Origin of the sequence: Streptomyces coeruleofuscus (assembly GCF_039532725.1) — a bacterium.
Classification (GTDB): domain Bacteria; phylum Actinomycetota; class Actinomycetes; order Streptomycetales; family Streptomycetaceae; genus Streptomyces; species Streptomyces coeruleofuscus.
Window position 1 is genome coordinate 176,784 of record NZ_BAAASE010000003.1, and the last position, 17,458, is coordinate 194,241.

General features: G+C 73.9%; 9 protein-coding genes. All 9 read left to right on the plus strand.

All coding sequences use genetic code 11. The features are described 5' to 3' along the window. Positions 1-125: 125 nt before the first annotated feature. A complete protein-coding gene (locus tag ABFX81_RS12080; protein WP_086855034.1) occupies positions 126-338 on the plus strand; it encodes an MbtH family NRPS accessory protein in 213 nt (70 codons plus the stop codon). Continuing rightward, positions 335-1,498 (plus strand): beta-methylarginine biosynthesis bifunctional aminotransferase, encoded by a 1,164-nt coding sequence (locus tag ABFX81_RS12085; protein WP_086855038.1) that lies wholly within the window; start codon positions 335-337, stop codon positions 1,496-1,498. Before ABFX81_RS12080 ends, ABFX81_RS12085 begins: the two co-directional genes overlap by 4 nt. Continuing rightward, a complete protein-coding gene (locus ABFX81_RS12090; RefSeq protein WP_086855035.1) occupies positions 1,482-3,770 on the plus strand; it encodes an amino acid adenylation domain-containing protein in 2,289 nt (762 codons plus the stop codon). The genes ABFX81_RS12085 and ABFX81_RS12090 overlap by 17 nt, the downstream gene beginning before the upstream one ends. Beyond that, a complete protein-coding gene (locus tag ABFX81_RS12095) occupies positions 3,763-4,119 on the plus strand; it encodes a hypothetical protein (protein WP_346138037.1) in 357 nt (118 codons plus the stop codon). The genes ABFX81_RS12090 and ABFX81_RS12095 overlap by 8 nt, the downstream gene beginning before the upstream one ends. A gap of 5 nt (positions 4,120-4,124) precedes the next feature. Further along, a complete protein-coding gene (locus ABFX81_RS12100; protein ID WP_346138190.1) occupies positions 4,125-7,622 on the plus strand; it encodes an amino acid adenylation domain-containing protein in 3,498 nt (1,165 codons plus the stop codon). Between the two features lie 77 nt (positions 7,623-7,699). Then, on the plus strand, positions 7,700-7,918 hold the full coding sequence (locus ABFX81_RS12105) for an MbtH family protein (protein WP_346138038.1): 219 nt from the start codon (positions 7,700-7,702) through the stop codon (positions 7,916-7,918). A 43-nt stretch (positions 7,919-7,961) separates the two neighbouring features. Continuing rightward, positions 7,962-9,032, plus strand: coding sequence for an ornithine cyclodeaminase family protein (locus tag ABFX81_RS12110; protein WP_086850520.1), 1,071 nt, complete (start codon positions 7,962-7,964; stop codon positions 9,030-9,032). A gap of 170 nt (positions 9,033-9,202) precedes the next feature. Next, positions 9,203-16,414 (plus strand): amino acid adenylation domain-containing protein, encoded by a 7,212-nt coding sequence (locus ABFX81_RS12115; RefSeq protein WP_346138039.1) that lies wholly within the window; start codon positions 9,203-9,205, stop codon positions 16,412-16,414. Further along, entirely contained in the window at positions 16,411-17,457 is a 1,047-nt protein-coding gene (locus tag ABFX81_RS12120; RefSeq protein ID WP_086850524.1) for a GntG family PLP-dependent aldolase, read from the plus strand. The genes ABFX81_RS12115 and ABFX81_RS12120 overlap by 4 nt, the downstream gene beginning before the upstream one ends. Position 17,458: the final 1 nt, after the last annotated feature.

Here is a 17,458-nt window from a genome sequence, read left to right on the forward strand (position 1 = left end):
GCCCGCTTCCCGCAAAGGGTGCCGAGACCCGCTGACGAACCCGTCGGCGTCCGCCTCGACGTACCCCGTCGGCGCGCGCGCCGACGACCGCCGACGAACTCAGGGCCGACGGAAAGGGGCTGGGTGTGCAGCAGACAGACGAGCCGCAGGAACGCTTCCAGGTCGTCGTCAACGACGAGGAGCAGTACTCGATCTGGCAGGAGGGCAGGCCGCTGCCCGCCGGCTGGAACGCCACCGGGCACAGCGGCACCCGGGACGAGTGTCTCGGCAAGGTCGCCGAGGTGTGGACCGACATGCGGCCGCGCAGCCTGCGCGAGCGGCACGGGGAGGCGACGTGACCCCGCAGCTCTCGGCGCTGCAACGGCGCCTGAACATCGCCGAGTCACGGCCCGGCGAGGACTGGCTCGTGCTGGTCGAGAACGTGCCCGAGTGGCCGAGCACGGCGTCCCCGCAGGCCACGACGACCCACGCCGACCACCCCGGCGCGCCCTTCGGCTACGCCCCCTCCCAGGGCCACCCGCGGCTGACGGAGGCGCTGGTCAAGCGGGAGCACGAGGTGTCCGCGAGCCGCCTGGTCGACGAGTCCCACGTTCTCGTCACCGCGGGCGGGATGCACGCCGTGGGCCTGGTCCTGCGCGACCTGGCCGCACGCGGATTCCGCAAGGCGGTGCACACCACCCCGGTCTTCTGCGGGGTGTACGACAGCATGAGGGCGGCCGGAATGCGCGCGAAGGCGCTCCAGCTGACCGGCACGGCACAGGATCTCGCCCTCTTGGAGGGCGAGTTCACCGAGCCGACCGTCGTCTACGTCAACCTGCCGCACAACCCGACCGGCGAGGTGCTGCGCCACGAGTACGTCGAAGTGCTGCGCGCCCTGGCCGCCCGGCCCGACGTGCACGTGGTCTACGACGCCGTGTACGACTCCTTCGACTTCGGCCCCGACCGCTGCCCCACCCCCGTCGACCTCGCCGTCGAGGAGAGGGGCCTGACGATCGTCAACTCCGTCTCCAAGAACTACGGGCGCCCCGGCGACCGGGTGGGCTGGATCGTGACCGCCCAGGAGCACATCGCCCGGCTCGTGCCGCGCCTCGAATGGGAGGCGGTGGCCGTCAACGGGCGGGCCCAGCTGGACGCGGTGGCCGCGATCGACCGCGGCAACACCGAGCTGGTCGAAGGGGTACGGGCGGGGCGGGCCGCCGCCCTCGACCACGCCCGGACAACGGGCCGGGCGCAGCCGCTGCCGGCCGGGGGCACCCAGCTCTGGCTCGATCTGGGCGTCGCGGACATCGAGCGGTTCGCCGACTTCGCCCTGGAACGGCACCACCTGGTGCTCACCACCTCGGCGAACTACGTCCCCGTGGTGCGCGGGCACATCCGGTTCCCCACCGGCATCCCCGCCGAGCGGATGCGGCGGGCCCTCACCGCGCTGCACGAGGCGCTCGACGACTGGTGCACCCACGACGCGGAAGGAAAGGTCGCTCATGTCGGTAGCCGTTGACGGACGCGATGCGGCGAAGCGGTACTGGCAGGACACCTTCGCCGGACTCGCCACCCGCGAACGCGCCTTCCCCGCGACCCGTCCCGCCGACGCCGCGCAAACCGCCGGGGCGCCCGTGGAGCACACCCTCACCCTCGACCCGCAGCGGGCCGCCCGCCTCACGGCCGCGGCCGAACGCTGGGACGTCACTCCCGGCACGCTGGCCGACGGTGTCTGGGCCGTGGCCCTCGCCCTGCGCTCGGGCCGCGACGACGTGGTGTTCGGCCACGTGGACGAGGACGGGGAAGCGGTGCCGCTGCGGGTACGGCTGCCCGCCGGGCGCCCGGTGCCCGTATGGCTGCGGGAGCTGGACGCCCAGCGGCACCGGGCGCGGCGCCACCTCGACGTGGCGCCCGAGGACATCCGGCGCTGGGCCGTCGGCGGCGACGGCGAACTCTTCGACAGCGTCGTCTCGTCGGGCCCCGCGGCCGGGCCGGGGACACCGGTGACGCTGTGCGTGCGAGGGGGCGGCGCACCGCGGTTCGTCGTCGACGCGGCGCCCGAGGCCCTGTCCGCCCCGGCCGCCGCCGAGCTGCTCGACGTACTCGACCGGGCGACGCGGCGGCTCGCCGCCGACCCGGAACCGCTGCTCGGCGATCTGATCGCGGCGGCCAGCGGGGTGCTGCCCCTGTCCGCGACGGGCGGCGCCCGCCCCGGCGCGGGGGCGGACGCCCTGATGTCGTCGGGCACCCGCGAGGCGCTGCTCGGCACGGTGTGCCGCGCCGATGCCGAGGGCGACACGTTCGTGCCGGTGCAGGAGATGTTCGCGGCAGCAGTCCGGCAGTGGCCGGACGCGATCGCGGTCGAAGCTCCCGACGGCGAGCTGACCTTCGCCGACCTGGACGTACGGGCCCGCCGCCTCGCGGCCCGCCTGAGGTCCCGCGGCGCCGGTGCCGAAACCGTCGTGGCCGTCGTGACCGAGCGCACCGGCGAGCTGGTGGCCGCCGTGCTGGGGATCTGGGCGGCGGGCGCGGCCTTCCTGCTGGTCGACCCCGGCGAGCCGGAGCGCCGTACGCGGGAGAAGTTCGCCCTCGCCGGCGTACGGCTGGTCGTCGCCGACGCCGCCCACCAGGAGGCGGCGGCCCGCCTCGGACCGCCGGTCGTCGCGGTCACCGACGACACCGACCCCGCGGAGCTGCCCGCCTGCGCGCGGCCGCTGCCCCGGCAGCTGGCCTACGCCGTGTTCACCTCGGGCTCCACCGGAAACCCCAAGGGTGTCCTCATCGACCACCTGGGCCTGGCCGAGCACGTGCACACCCAACTCGCGCCCGTGTACCGGCGCGTGAGCCCGGACGGGAGCGGGCTCCGGGTCGGCGGGGCCGCCCCCGTCACCTTCGACTCGTTCATCGACCAGATGCTGCCCATGATCACCCTCGGGCACCGTCTCGTGCTCTTCGACGAGATGCAGCGGCGCGACCCCGGCAGCTTCCTGACCCGCGCCCCCGGCACCGAACTCGACGTCGTCGACTGCGCACCCTCGCAGCTGGTGCTGCTCGTGGAATTCGGTCTGCTGCAGACCCCGTTGAAGCTGCTCGTCTTCGGCGGTGAGAAACCCGGCGCGCAGCTGTGGGACACGCTGCGGCAGGCGCGGGCGCACGCCGTCAGCATCTACGGCGCCACCGAGTGCTCCATCGGCTCGGTCGAGGCGGACGTGCACCGTGACGCACGGGTGTGCCTGGGCCGCCCGGCCGGCTCCGGCACTGTCTACGTCCTGTCACCGGAGCAGGAACTGCTGCCGCCGGGACTCGTGGGCGAGATCTACCTGGGCGGCCCCGGCGTCGGGCGCGGATACGCGGGCGACCCGGCGCACACCGCCCGCGCCTTCCTGCCCGACCCGTTCTCGGACCGGCCCGGCGCCCGCATGTACCGCACCGGCGACCTCGGCCGGGTGGCGCCGGACGGACGCCTGGTCTTCCTCGGCCGGGTCGACGACCAGCTGAAGATCAGCGGCTACCGCATCGAACCGGCCGAGATCGAGGCCGCCCTGGACGCGGTGACAGGAGTGCGCCGCTCGGCCGTCCTGCCGGTGCGGTCGGCGAGCGCCGACCGGCTCGTCGGGTTCGTCGAGTGCGCCGAGGACTTCGACGCCGAGCGGGCCACGGCCGAACTCGCCGCCCGGCTCCCGGCGTACATGGTGCCCAAGCGCCTGATCCCCGTGGACACGCTGCCGTTGACGCCCAACGGCAAGGTCGACCGCAAACAGCTCGCCCGAGGGGTGGAACCGCATGAGTGACCGCACGACGCCACCGGTGACCCGGCTCAGCGCCGCCGACAGCCCGGTCGTCCTCGGTGACGACCGGCTCACCGCGGCCGAGCTGGGCATCCGCATCACCCGCCTGCGCACCGTCCCGCTGACCTTCGAGGGGCCCCGCGGCGACACCACGCTCGACGTCGCCCTCGACCCCGACCGCACCACCGTGGACGGCGCCGACTTCACGGCCGGCACCGGGCGGCTGCACCTGGAGGGCGAGCTGACGCTCGACGAGACGCCCCTGCGCTGCACGGCCGACGTCGACCTGGCCACGCGCCGCGGGACCGGACGGCTGCTGGCCTCGGAACGTTCGACTCAGGAGACGGTGTGAGCAGCATGACCGCAGACGCCGTACAGGCACGGCTGACGGACCTGTTCCGCGACGTGCTCGGCGTGACCGAGCTCGGCCCCCACGAGAGCTTCTTCGACTACGGCGACTCGCTGCTCGCCGCCCGCCTCATCATGCGGGTGCGCGCCGAGTTCGGGCAGAACGTGCCGCTGCCGTGGCTCTTCGAGGGCCGCACCGCCGCCGCCCTGGCCGAGCGCCTCACCCAGGCGCCGGAGCAGCCGTCCGGCCCCGGGCCGATCGAGCGCGTCGACGCACGGCGCCCCGTGCCGCTGTCGCACGCCCAGGAGCGGCTGTGGTTCCTGCACCTGCTCGACCCGTCGGACCCCGCCTACAACGAGCCGCTCTCCTACCGGGTGCGCGGCGCCCTGGACACGGCGGCGCTGCGGGCCGCGTTCCAGCGGGTGGTGGACCGGCACGAGCCGCTGCGCACCCAGGTCGCGGCGGGCGACGACGGTGAGACGCCCGTCCTGCTGGTGCGGGACCATGTGGCCTGCGCCCTCGACGTGCGGGACCTGCGCGCCGGGTACGCCGAGGGCGGCGAGCCGTGGCTGCGCGAGACGCTGCGCACCACGATCCGCCGCCCCTTCGACCTGACGACGGCGCCGCTGGTGCGCGGCCACGCCTTCCGCATCGGCGACGACGAGTGGGCGCTGCTGTTCACGCTCCACCACATCGTGACCGACGGCTGGTCCAACACCGTCTTCCTCGAAGAGCTGAGCGCCGGCTACCGGCAGGCCCGCGGCGACGGCCTGGCCGGCGACGCCGAAGCGCTGCCCGTCCGGTTCTCCGACTACGCCGCCTGGGAGCGGCGCACGGTGGGCGAGGACCTGGAGCGCGGGCTGCGCTTCTGGGAGGAGGAACTGCGCGGGGCGCCCGACGCCCCGGCGCTGCGCACCGACCTGCCGCGCGGCGACGTCCTGTCCACGGGCGGCGACGCCGTGCTGCACGACCTGGACGCCGCCACCTCCGCGCGGATCGCCGACGTGGCCCGGCGGTGCGGGGTGTCGACGTACTCGCTGACGCTGGCCGTGTTCACGCTGCTGATGCACCGCTGGACCGGCGAGGCGGACGTCGTCGTCGGCACGCCCGTCGCGGGCCGCCACCACCCCGAGCTGGAGCGGCTGATCGGCTTCTTCGTCAACACCCTGCCCGTCAGGTCGGGGTACGACGGGCAGGACACGTTCGCCGCCCACGCCGCCCGCGTCGAGGCGGCGGTGCGGCGCGCGTCCGCGTACGACCACATCCCCTTCGACCGCATCGTGAACCGGGTCGTCGGCGGCGGCCACAGCGGCTACCAGCCGCTGGCCCAGGTGGTCTTCGCCTACCAGAACGACTTCGACCGCAGGCTCGCCCTCGACGGCCTGGACGTCGAGCTGGCGCACGTGCCGAACGGCTCCGCGCGGTTCGAGATGACCCTGTTCATGGCCGTCGCGCCGGGCGGCGCCATGGAGTGCGAACTGGAGTACAACACCGACCTGTTCACGCGGGACACCGCGGAGCGCTTCCTCGACGTCTACCGGACACTGCTGGCCGGCGTCCTCGACGACCCGCACCGGCCGCTGTCCCAGTACTCCCTGGTGTCGCCCGCCGAACACCGGCGGCTGGCCGCCTGGAACGAGACCGGCGTGCCGTTCCCCGACGGGGCCTGCCTGCATCACCTGGTCGAGGAGCAGGCGGCACGGGCCCCCGACGCCGTCGCCGTCGTCCACGGCCACACGCACCTGACCTACGGAGCGCTGGACGCCCGCGCCAACCGGCTGGCCCGCCACCTGCGGACCCTGGGCGTGGGCGCCGACGCGGTCGTCGGCATCTGCATGGACCGCTCCGTCGACATGGTCGTGGGGCTGCTCGGCATCCTCAAGGCGGGAGCCGCCTATCTGCCACTGGACCCCACCTCTCCGCGCCACCGCCTGGAGACGATCAGCGAGGACGCCCGCTCCCGCTGGTGCCTGAGTCTGGAACGGCACCGCGACGGCGTCCCGGACGTCGCCCACCGGGTGTTCCTGGACACCGACCGGGAGACGACCGACGCCCACGACCCGACGTCGCCCGGCGCACCCGTGCACCCGGACGACCTGGTGTCCGTGTACTACACGTCCGGCTCCACCGGCCGCCCCAAGGGCGTGGCCAACACCCACCGGGGCTGGGTCAACCGCATGGCGTTCCTCCAGCGCCAGCACCGCCTGCACCCGGGCGAGACCGTCCTGCACAAGACCACGTTGAGCTTCGACGACGCGGCCCTGGAGATCTTCTGGCCGCTGCTGCACGGCGGCCGCATCGCCCTGATCGACCCCGAACTGCACCGCGACCCGCGCGAGATCGTCGACGCCGCGATCCGCAGCCGCACCATTCACCTGCAGCTCGTGCCCAGCATGCTCGCGATGGTCGTCGACACCGTCGACGCCCTGGACCCGGACACCCGCGCCCTGCTGACGGCGCTGCGCACCACCGTCTCCAGCGGCGAGGCCCTCTCCGGCGAACTGGTGCGCCGCCACGGGGAGTCGCTGCCCGGCACCCTGCACAACACCTGGGGCGCCACCGAGGTCTCCATCGACTCCACCACGCACGCCTGCACCGCCGTCGACATCGACACGGCCGGCGCGGTCAGCGTGGGCCTGCCGTTCGACAACAACCAGATCCATGTGCTCGACGCCCACCACCAGGAAGTGCCGGTGGGTGTCGTCGGGGACCTGTACATCGGCGGCGTCGGCCTGGCCCGCGGCTACCTCGGCGACCCGGCCAGGACGGCGGCGGCGTTCGTGCCCAGCCCGTACGCGCCCGGCGAGCGCCTGTACCGCACGGGCGACCGCGGCTACCGGCGCCCCGACGGCACCCTCATGTTCGTCGGCCGCACCGACCACCAGGTCAAGATCCGCGGCATGCGCGTCGAACTCGGCGAGATCGACGCCGTCCTCACCCGGCACCCGGACGTCACGGAGGCCCTCACGGTCGTCCAGGAGTCGGCGTCCGGGATCAAACGGCTCGTCGCCTACGTCGTGGCGGCCGGCGCCGCGCAGGCTCCGACGCCGACGGCGCTGCGCCGCCACGTCGGCGACCTGCTGCCGGACTACATGGTCCCCTCGTTCGTGCTGGTCCTCGACTCCTTCCCGCTCACCCCGAACGGCAAGGTCGACCGCAGGGCGCTGCCCGAGCCGGACCGGCTGCGCGACCACTCGGACCTGGAGTTCGTGGCGCCCCAGGGGCCGGTGCAGGAGAACATCGCCCGGATCTGGGCCGATCTGCTGGGCGTCGACAAGGTCGGCGCACTCGACAACTTCTTCGCGCTGGGCGGCCATTCGCTGGTGGCCACCCGCCTCGTCTCCCGTGTCCACCAGTGCTTCGGCGTCGACCTGCCGCTCAAGGACGTCTTCGGCAGCCCGACCGTCGAGGCCCTGGCGCAGGACGTGGAACGGCTCCTCGCCGAGCGGGTCGCGGCCATGACGGAAGCCGAAGTCAGGGAGCTGTTCGAGCGGTTGGGCGGCTGACCGGCCGCCCCGTCTCCCGCCCCGCCCCGCCCCGCCCTGTCCTGTCCCGTCCCTCACCGAGCGGAGACCACAGCACCATGGCCAACCCATTCGACGACACCGACGGCACGTTCCTCGTCCTGGTCAACGACGAAGGACAGCACTCCCTGTGGCCGGCCTTCGCCGCCGTCCCCGACGGCTGGCAGCCGGTCTTCGGCGAGGCGAGCCGCCAGGAGTGCCTGGACCACGTCGAGCGGGCGTGGACCGACATGCGGCCGCGCTCGCTGGTCGAGGCATCGCAGACCACCCCGCGCTGACCGCGCGCCCTCCCCGCCCACCGACACCCACGGAGCCCAGCCCATGACCACCCTCGTTCTGGACGCCCACGACATCTCCCGCATCATCGGCACCGTCGGCCGCGACGCGGTGATGGACCGCGTCATCGACGCCCTGGACACGGCGTTCACCGCGCTCGCCCACGGCACGGGCGGCAATACGCCCGCCCGCGGCGGATTCACCAGACAGTCCCACGGTGAGGGCTGCCTGGAGTGGATGCCGCACCATGAACCCGGCAACAGCGTCACCCTCAAGACCGTCGCCTACTCGCCGGGCAACCCCGCGCACTGCGCGCTGCCCACCATCCTCGGCACCGTCGCCCGCTTCGACGACATCACCGGCCGGCTGACGGCGCTCGCCGACGGCGTGGTGCTCACCGCCATCCGCACCGGCGCGGCCTCCGCCGTGGCCAGCCGACTGCTCGCCCGGCCCGACAGCGGCGTCGTCGGCCTGATCGGCGCCGGTGCCCAGGCGGTGACCCAACTGCACGGTCTGAGCCGGGTGTTCGACATCCGCGAGGTCCTGGTGCATGACGTGAACCCGCGGCATCTGGCCAGCTTCCCGCAGCGTGTGGAGTTCCTCGGCCTCGACGTACGGGCCGCCGCCGCGGCCGACGTGGTGGCCGCCGCCGACATCCTGTGCACCGCCACGTCCGTCGAGGTCGGCGCGGGCCCCGTCTTCGACGACGTCGACCTGCGAGAGCACCTGCACGTCAACGCCATCGGCGCGGACCTGCCCGGCAAGACCGAGCTGCCCCGCTCGCTGCTGACGCGGGCGTTCGTGTGCACCGACCACGTCGAGCAGGCGCTGCGCGAGGGAGAGTGCCAGCAGCTCGGCGCGGACGGCATCGGCGCCCATCTGCCGCAGCTGTGCGCCGACCCGGCCACCGCCCACGCCCAGCGGGCGCGCACCACCGTCTTCGACTCCACCGGGTTCGCCCTGGAGGACCACGTCGCCCTCGACGTCCTGCTCGAACTGGCCACCGAGCTCGGCCTCGGCACCGGACTCGACATCGAGTACCACCCGGTGGACGCGCTGGAGGTCTACCCGCCGCTGGCGGCCGGCGACCGGCTCGCCCCCGCCACCGCGGGCTAGGGCGTGTCTGTCCGGCGGATCTGGCTGGACTCGGGTGGCCGCGCTCGATCGGTGCAGGCAGAGCCCGCGACTCCCGCAAGATCCGCCGGACGGGCCCCAGGGCGTCCGTCGAAAGTCCCGCATGTGAAAGGATGAGGTCAAGTCCGTTGAGTACGAGCCAGTTTGATGATGTGGCCGCGGACGTGCCGGACGGCGCCGACGGTGAGGACTTCTACGTCTTCCCCGCCTCGCGGGCCCAGCAGCGCATGTACTTCCTGCAGGAACTGGCGGGCGACGCCTCCACCTACCACGTGCCGCTGTTCTTCGCGCTCACCGGCGAGCTGGACGAGCGTGCCCTGCGCGAGGCCGCACAGGGCCTGCTCGACCGGCACGAGGCGCTGCGCACCCGGTTCACGGTGCGCGACGGCGAGGTTCTCCAACTCATCAGCCCGCACGCCGAGCTGGCGTGGCGGGTGGACGAGGCCGCCGACGCGGACGACGACGGGGAAGTGGCCCGGTGGCTGCGCCGGGAGAGCACGCGCCCCTTCGACCTGCACACCGGGCCGCTGTTCCGCGTCGCGCTGCTGCGCAGGTCACGGCGCTCGTCGGTGCTGCTGCTCGACATGCACCACATCGTCACCGACGGCTGGTCCTCGGGCATCCTCCTCAAGGAGCTGTCCCACGGCTACGCACGCCGCGCCACGGGCGCCCCGGACGACCAGCGACCGCCCGAGGTGCAGTACGCGGACTACTCCACGTGGCAGGACGAGTGGCTGGAGTGCGCCGCGGCCCGCCGCCAGGAGGAGTACTGGCGCGAGCGGCTCTCGGGCGAGCTGCCCACGCTGAAGCTGCCCACGCCCCGGCCGCGCCGCCGGGAGGTACCCGACGGCGCCGGAAGCCACGTCTTCTCACTGTCCGACCGGGCGGCGCAGGGGCTGACCGCCCTGTGCGCCCGGTCCGGCGCCACCCCGTTCATGGGGCTGCTCGCCGCCTTCACCGTGCTGCTGGCCCGCTACACCGGCGACGAGGACATCCTCGTCGGCACGCCCATCGCGGGCCGCAACCGTGACGAGTTCGCCCACACCGTCGGCCTGTTCGTGAACACCACGGTGCTGCGCACCGATCTGTCCGGCGATCCGACCTTCAGGGAACTGCTGCACCGGGTCCGCGACCGGGTGCTGGAGGCGCACGACCACCAGGACCTGCCCTTCGAGCGGCTGGTGGAGCTCGCGGGGGCCGGGCGGGGTCCGGAGTCCTCACCGCTGTTCCAGGTGATGTTCGGGATGAACCGGTCGGGCGATCTGCAGTGGCGGCTGCCCGGCGTGGACGTCGAGTGGCTGCCGGTCACGCTCTCCGAGGCCAAGTTCGACCTGATGCTGGACGCGACCGAGTCCCCGGCCGGTATCGAGTGCGCCTTCGAGTACCGCGCCGACCTGTTCGGGTCCGAGACGATCGCGCTCCTCGCCGAGCAGTACGGGGTGCTCCTGGAGTCCGTCGCCGCCGACCCGGACCGTCCCGTGTCGACGCTGCGGGTGCTCACCGACACCGAACTCGCCCGGCACGCGTCCCCGTCCCCGGCGACGCCGGGCACGCCGCCGCGGCTGTGCCACGAGCGGTTCGCCGACTGGGCGGCACGCACCCCCGACGCGATCGCCGTGGCCGACGGCGACACGCACCTCACGTACGCCGAACTGGAGGCGCAGGCCAACCAGTTGGCGCACCACCTGCGTGCGGCCGGAGTCGGCCCCGGCACCCTGGTGGGGCTGAGCATGCGCCGCACCGCCGACCTCCTCGTCGCCCTCCTGGCCGTCCTGAAGGCGGGCGGCGCCTATGTGCCGTTCGACCCGGCGTACCCCACCGACCGGCTGCGCTTCATGGCCGACGACAGCGGAGTGCGCACCCTGGTCGTCGGCGACGGGGTCCCACGCTGGTGGGACGGGCTGCCCGTGCACGTCGTCGAGCCGGCCCGCGACGCCGCCGCCGTCGCCGCGCGGCCGCGCACCGCCCCGGACAGCGGCGTCACCGCCGACGACCTCGCGTACGTCATCTACACGTCCGGCTCCACCGGCCGTCCCAAGGGCACCCTGATCCCGCACCGCAACATCGCCCGGCTGTTCTCCGCGACCGAGCCCTGGTTCGGCTTCGGGCCGACGGACGTGTGGACGCTGTTCCACTCCTACGCCTTCGACTTCTCGGTGTGGGAGATCTGGGGCGCCCTCGCCCACGGCGGGCGGCTCGTGGTGGTGCCCTACGAGACCAGCCGCGACCCCGAGGCGTTCCACCGGCTGCTGAGCGCGCAGCGGGTGACCGTGCTCAACCAGACGCCGTCGGCGTTCTACCAGCTGATGCGGGCCGACCGGGACACCCCGCGCCCGCTCGCGCTGCGCCTGGTCGTCTTCGGCGGCGAGGCCCTGGACCTGCCCGCCCTGCGCGACTGGTTCGAGCGGCACGGCGACAGCTCGCCGCGGCTGGTCAACATGTACGGGATCACCGAGACGACCGTGCATGTGACCTACCGTCCGATCACCCTGCGCGACCTCGACGAGGGCCGCGGCAGTGTCATCGGCAGGCCCATTCCCGACCTGCGCCTGTACGTCCTGGACGGGCACGGTCGCCCCGTGCCCACGGGTGTGCCCGGCGAGCTGTACGTGGGTGGCGCGGGACTGGCCGACGGCTATCTGAACCAGCCCGAGCTGACCGCGCGGCGGTTCGTGCCCGCACCGCCCGGCACCGGCGCGACCGGCCCGCTGTACCGCACCGGCGACCTGGTGCGCCCGCTGCCCGACGGCGACCTGGAGTACTGCGGCCGCATCGACCGCCAGGTCAAACTGCGCGGCTTCCGCATCGAACTCGGCGAGATCGAGGCCGCGCTGAGTACCCACGACGCCGTCGTCGACTCGGCGGTGCTGCTGCGCACCGACGACGCGGGCCACCCCTGTCTCGCCGCGTACGCCGCCGCGCCCGGCGCCGACGCCCCCGACGCGCAGGCGCTGCGCGACCACCTGGCCGCCCTGCTGCCCGACTACATGGTCCCGGCCTCCTGCACCGTGCTGCCCGCCCTCCCGCTGACCGCCAACGGAAAGGTCGACCGCGACGCGCTGCCCGCACCCGGGGTGGCCCGGGAGCCGGCCGCCCGGTACGTCGCTCCGCGCACCGAGGTCGAGCGTGCCCTCGTCGAGGTGTGGGAGCAGGTGCTCGGCTGCCGCGTCGGCATCGACGACGGCTACTTCACGCTGGGCGGCGACTCCATCCGCAGCATCCAGCTGCTGGCCCGCGCCCGCGAGGCGGGGCTCGACTTCAAGCTCACCGATCTGATGGACAAGAAGACGGTCCGCAACCTGGCCGGCTCCGTCACCGTGCGCGTGCCGCGCGGACAGGGCGGACAGGGCAGCCGCCCCGAGGCGTTCGGCCTGCTGTCCGCGGCCGACCGGGCGCTGCTGCCGCCCGGCCTCGACGACGCCTACCCGATGACCCGCACCCAGCTCGGCATGGTGTTCCACAGCGGTCTGTCACGCGGCGGCACCGGCGTCTACCACAACACCACCGCCTACCGGCTGCGCGCCCGCTTCGACGAAGCCGCCTGGCGCACCGCCCTCGACGAGACGATCGGCCGCCACGACATCCTGCGCACCTCCTTCGACCTGCACACCTGCTCCGTGCCCGTCCAGCTGGTGCACCACCGGGTGAGCACTCCCGTCACCTTCGAGGACCTCACGCACCTGACCGTCGCCCAGCAGCAGGCGGCGATCGACCGGCGCGCCGCCCACGAACAGGCCGAACCCTTCGACGGGCAGCACGCCCCGCTGATCCGCTTCCACGTGCAGCGGCTGTCCGACGACACCCAGCAGCTGTTCGTCACCGAGCACCACGCGATCCTCGACGGCTGGAGCGAACGCTCCCTGTTCACGGAGCTGCTCACCCGCTACGCCGCCGCGCTCACCGGCGCCCCGGGCCCCGGCACCGCCCCGCCCGCCGCCCGCTTCCGCGACTACGTCGCCCTGGAGGCCGCCGCGCTCGCCGACGAGGACAGCGCCGCCTACTGGCGCGGGGAGCTGGCGGACGCCGTCTCGACCCGGCTGCCCCGCCCGGTACGCACCACGGGCCAGGACCGGGCGAGCGACATGCGCTTCGCGGAGGCCCCCGTCGCCCCCGAGGTGGCCGCCGCCCTCACCTCGCTCGCGGCCCGCCTCGACGTACCGCTGCGCACCGTCCTGCTCGCCGCGCACCTGCGCGTCATGGGCCTGCTCGGCGGCAGCGACGACGTGGTCACCGGCGTCGTCCACAACGGCCGTGGCGAGGACCGCGACGCCGAACTGACCCTGGGCGTCTTCCTCAACACCCTGCCGCTGCGGTCCCGTTCGACCGGCGGCAGCTGGATCGACCTGATCGAGCGCACCGCACGCCAGGACATCGGCATCCAGCCGCACCGCCGCTTCCCGCTCCAGGAGATCATGCGGCTGCACGGCGGCGCGGAACTCTTCGAGACGTTCTTCAACTTCACGCACTTCCACGTGGAGGGCACCGGAGCGTACGACGGCGCGGTCAGTGTCCTGGACGCCCAGGGAGAGGCGCCGACGAACTTCCCCTTCGGTGCCGAGTTCGCGCTCGCGAGCGGCGACGGCCGTCTCACGCTCGGGCTGCGCTACGACGCCGCCCGGTTCGACGACGACCAGATCACCGCCTTCCACGGCCACTACGCCGCCGCCCTCGCGGCCATGGCCCGATCGCCGCACAGCCCGTACCTGGACGCGGATCTGCTCTCGCCCGCCGAGCACGCGCTGATCGCCTCCTGGAACGCCACCGAGCGGGACTACGGCGACCGCCCCCACCTGCTGGACGCCCTCGTCGCCGAACAGGTGCGGCTGCGCCCCGAGGAGACCGCGGTGCGCCACGACGGGGCCGAGCTGAGTTACCGCGCCCTGGACGAGCGGGCGGCGCGCCTGGCGGCCGCGCTGCGCGAGCGCGGCGTGGCCCGCGGCGCGTTCGTCGGTGTCCTCCTGGAGCGCTCGCTCGATCTGTCCGTGGCCCTGCTCGCCGTCCTCAAGGCCGGTGCCGCCTATGTGCCGCTGGACGCCGAGCACCCGGACCGGCGCATCCGGCAGGTCGTGGACGCCGCGGGCCTGACCGTGGTCGTCACGGACGCGGCCGGTGGCGACCGGCTCGCCGCCGTACCCGGCGTGACGGTGGTGGGCCCGGACGCCGTACCGGCGGACACGGTCCGGCAGGAGAGCGGGCACACTCCCGACGACCCCGCCTACATGATCTTCACGTCGGGTTCCACCGGCACCCCCAAGGGCGTCGTCGTCTCCCACCGGGCCATCTGCAACCGGCTGCTGTGGATGCAGCAGGAGTACGGGCTCGAGGCCGGGGAGCGGGTGCTGCACAAGACGCCGTACACGTTCGACGTGTCGGTGTGGGAGCTGTTCTGGCCGCTGCTCGCGGGGGCCACCGTGGTGCACGCCCGGCCCGGCGGTCACCGCGACCCCGCCCATCTCGCCGAGCTGATCGTCGCCGAGCACATCACGACCGTGCACTTCGTGCCGTCCATGCTCCAGGCGTTCGTCGAGGAACCCGCCGCCCGCCGGTGCACCGGCCTGACCCGGGTCGTGTGCAGTGGTGAGGCACTGCCGCACGATCTGCAGACCCGGTTCTTCGCCGTCCTGGACGCCGAACTGCACAACCTGTACGGCCCCACCGAGGCCGCCGTCGACGTCACCGCCTGGCGCTGCCGCGACGACGGCCGCGCCGTGGTGCCGATCGGCCGTCCCATCGCCAACATGCAGACCCACGTCCTGGACCCGCGCGGCCACACCGTGCCCGTCGGCGTCACCGGTGAACTGCACCTCAGCGGCGTCGGCCTCGCCGACGGCTACCACGGCAGGCCCGACCTGACCGAGCGGGCCTTCGTCACGCACACCGACCGCGCGGGCGTGCGGCGGCGCATGTACCGCACCGGCGACCTGGCCCGCCTGCTGCCCGACGGCACCCTCGAGTACCGGGGCCGCACCGACTCCCAGGTCAAACTGCGCGGAGTCCGCATCGAACTGCAGGAGATCGAGGCCGTGCTGGCCGCCCACCCGGGCGTCGCCGAGTGCGCGGTCGTGCTGCGCGGTGAGCGGCTCGTCGGCTACGTCGTACCCGCCGCCGGCGCCGACCTCGACCCGGCCGTCGACGCGGCCGCCCATCTCGCCCAGCGGCTGCCCGCCCCGATGGTGCCGACCGCCTGGGTGCGCCTGGCCGCCATGCCGCTCACCGGCAGCGGCAAGCTCGACCGCGCGGCGCTGCCGCAGCCGCCCGCGACGGTACGCGGCGCGGCTCCCCGCACCGCCCCTCGCGACCCGCACGAGGAGCGCCTGGTACGCCTGTGGCAGCGGCTGCTGGACACCCAGGACGTGGGCGTGCACGACGACTTCTTCGCCCTGGGCGGGCACTCCCTCACCGCCGTCCGCCTCGTCGCCCTGATCAACGCCGAGTTCGGCACCGCCCTGCGCGTCTCCGCGGTCCTCGAACACCCCACGGTCGCCCGGCAGGCCGCGCTGCTGCGGCAGCGCCCCGGCCCGGCCGACGGCACGGCCGCGCCCGTCGTGACGCTGCGCGGCCACGGCCACCGCACGCCCCTGTTCCTCGTCCACCCCGTCGGCGGAGGGGTGACCTGCTACCGCGACCTGACCGCCGCCCTCGACGACGACCAGCCGGTGTATGCCCTGCCCGCGCCCGGCCTGGACGACGCCGGTGCCCTGCCCGCCTCCGTCGCCGAACTCGCCGAACGCTGCCTGCGGGCCGTGCTCGCCGTGCGCCCCGACGGCCCCTACGCGCTGGCCGGGTGGTCCTTCGGCGGCCTGGTCGCCCAGGAGATGGCCTGCCGACTGCACGAGCGCGGCACGCCGGCCACGGTTCTCGCGCTCATTGACAGCGGCTTCCCGACGGCCGCCCCGCCGGAGTCCGAGCTGCTGCGGGACTTCGCCGTGGACGTGCTGCGCTCGGCGGGCCGCCCCGCCGACCCCGCCCTGCTCGCCCAGCTGGCGGCGCACGCGGCGGCGGCCCGCACCGACGCGGCCGTCGAGACACTCGCCCGGCACCTCGGCACCCCGTGGCCCGACGACGGGCCCGGTGGCCCGGCCGGGGCGCAACTCGCCCGCCACTACGCCGTGTTCCGCAACAACCGGCTGCTGGCCGCGACCCACCGGCCGCGCCCCTACCCCGGTGCCGTCCGCTTCTACCAGGGCACCGACGCGGCGGCCGGGCACGAGGCCGCCCGCTGGGCCGCGTCCTGGCAGGGTCCGGCCGTCGTCCGCGAACTGCCCGCCGACCACTACGACATGGTGCGCCCCCCGCACGTCAAAGCCGTCGCCGACGACCTCGGCGCCGCCCTCACGACTCGGCAACAGGAGACACCCGCATGATCGAGCTGCGCAGCGACACCTTCACCCTGCCGACCCCCGCCATGCTCCGCGCGATGGGCCGGGCCCGGCTGGGCGACGACGTGTACGGCGAGGACCCCACCGTCCGAGAGCTGGAGGAGAAGTCCGCCCGGTTGCTCGGGAAGGAGGCCGGCTGCCTGATGCCGAGCGGCACCATGGCCAACCTGGCCTCGATCATGACGCACGCGCCACGCGGCTCGAAGGTCCTCGTGGGCACCGAGAGCGACATCTACGTCTACGAGGCGGGCGGTGCCTCCGTGTGCGGCGGCGTCGTCTACGAACCGGTCGTCAACCGGCCCGACGGCACACTGCCCCTGGCGGACCTGCGGGCCGGGTTCCCCGACGACCCGGAGGACCCGCAGTTCGCCCTCCCGTCGCTGATCTGCCTGGAGAACACCCAGAACCGGTGCGGCGGAGTCCTGCTGAGCTTCGAGTACCAGCGCGAGGTACGGGAGCTGGCCGACGAGCGCGGCATCGGCGTCCACCTGGACGGGGCGCGGATCTTCAACGCGGCGGTGGCCCTCGGCCGCCCGCCCGCCGACCTGGCCCAGTACGCCGACTCCGTGCAGTTCTGCCTGTCCAAGGGCCTGTCCGCGCCGATCGGTTCGATGGTGGTGGGCTCCGCCGACTTCGTGCGCGGCGTCCGCCGCGTCCGCAAGATGCTCGGCGGCGGCATGCGCCAGGCCGGTCTGCTGGCCGCCGCGGGGCTGGTCGCGCTCGACGACTACGAGCGCCTCGCCGAGGACCACGACAACGCCCTGCGCCTGGCCAAGGGCCTCGCCGACATCGACGGCATCACCGTCGACCCCGACGCCGTACAGACCAACATCGTCATGTTCCGCGTGACGGCCCCCGGCTTCACCTGGCAGATCTTCGCCGACGCGGCCGCCCGCCAGGGCCTGGCCATCGCCGAACTGGGCCACGGCCGGCTGCGCGCCGTCACCCATCGCGGCGTCGACAGCGCCGACATCGACGCCGCCCTCGCCGTCGTGCGGCGCGTCATCGCCCAGGGTGCGGAGGCCTGAC

Excerpts from the sequence above, each read along its gene's own strand:
- ABFX81_RS12105 (WP_346138038.1), top strand. The coding sequence starts at position 7,700 with ATGGCCAACCCATTCGACGACACCGACGGCACGTTCCTCGTCCTGGTC.
- ABFX81_RS12100 (WP_346138190.1), top strand. The coding sequence starts at position 4,125 with ATGACCGCAGACGCCGTACAGGCACGGCTGACGGACCTGTTCCGCGAC.
- ABFX81_RS12110 (WP_086850520.1), top strand. The coding sequence starts at position 7,962 with ATGACCACCCTCGTTCTGGACGCCCACGACATCTCCCGCATCATCGGC.
- ABFX81_RS12095 (WP_346138037.1), top strand. The coding sequence starts at position 3,763 with ATGAGTGACCGCACGACGCCACCGGTGACCCGGCTCAGCGCCGCCGAC.
- ABFX81_RS12120 (WP_086850524.1), top strand. The coding sequence starts at position 16,411 with ATGATCGAGCTGCGCAGCGACACCTTCACCCTGCCGACCCCCGCCATG.
- ABFX81_RS12090 (WP_086855035.1), top strand. The coding sequence starts at position 1,482 with ATGTCGGTAGCCGTTGACGGACGCGATGCGGCGAAGCGGTACTGGCAG.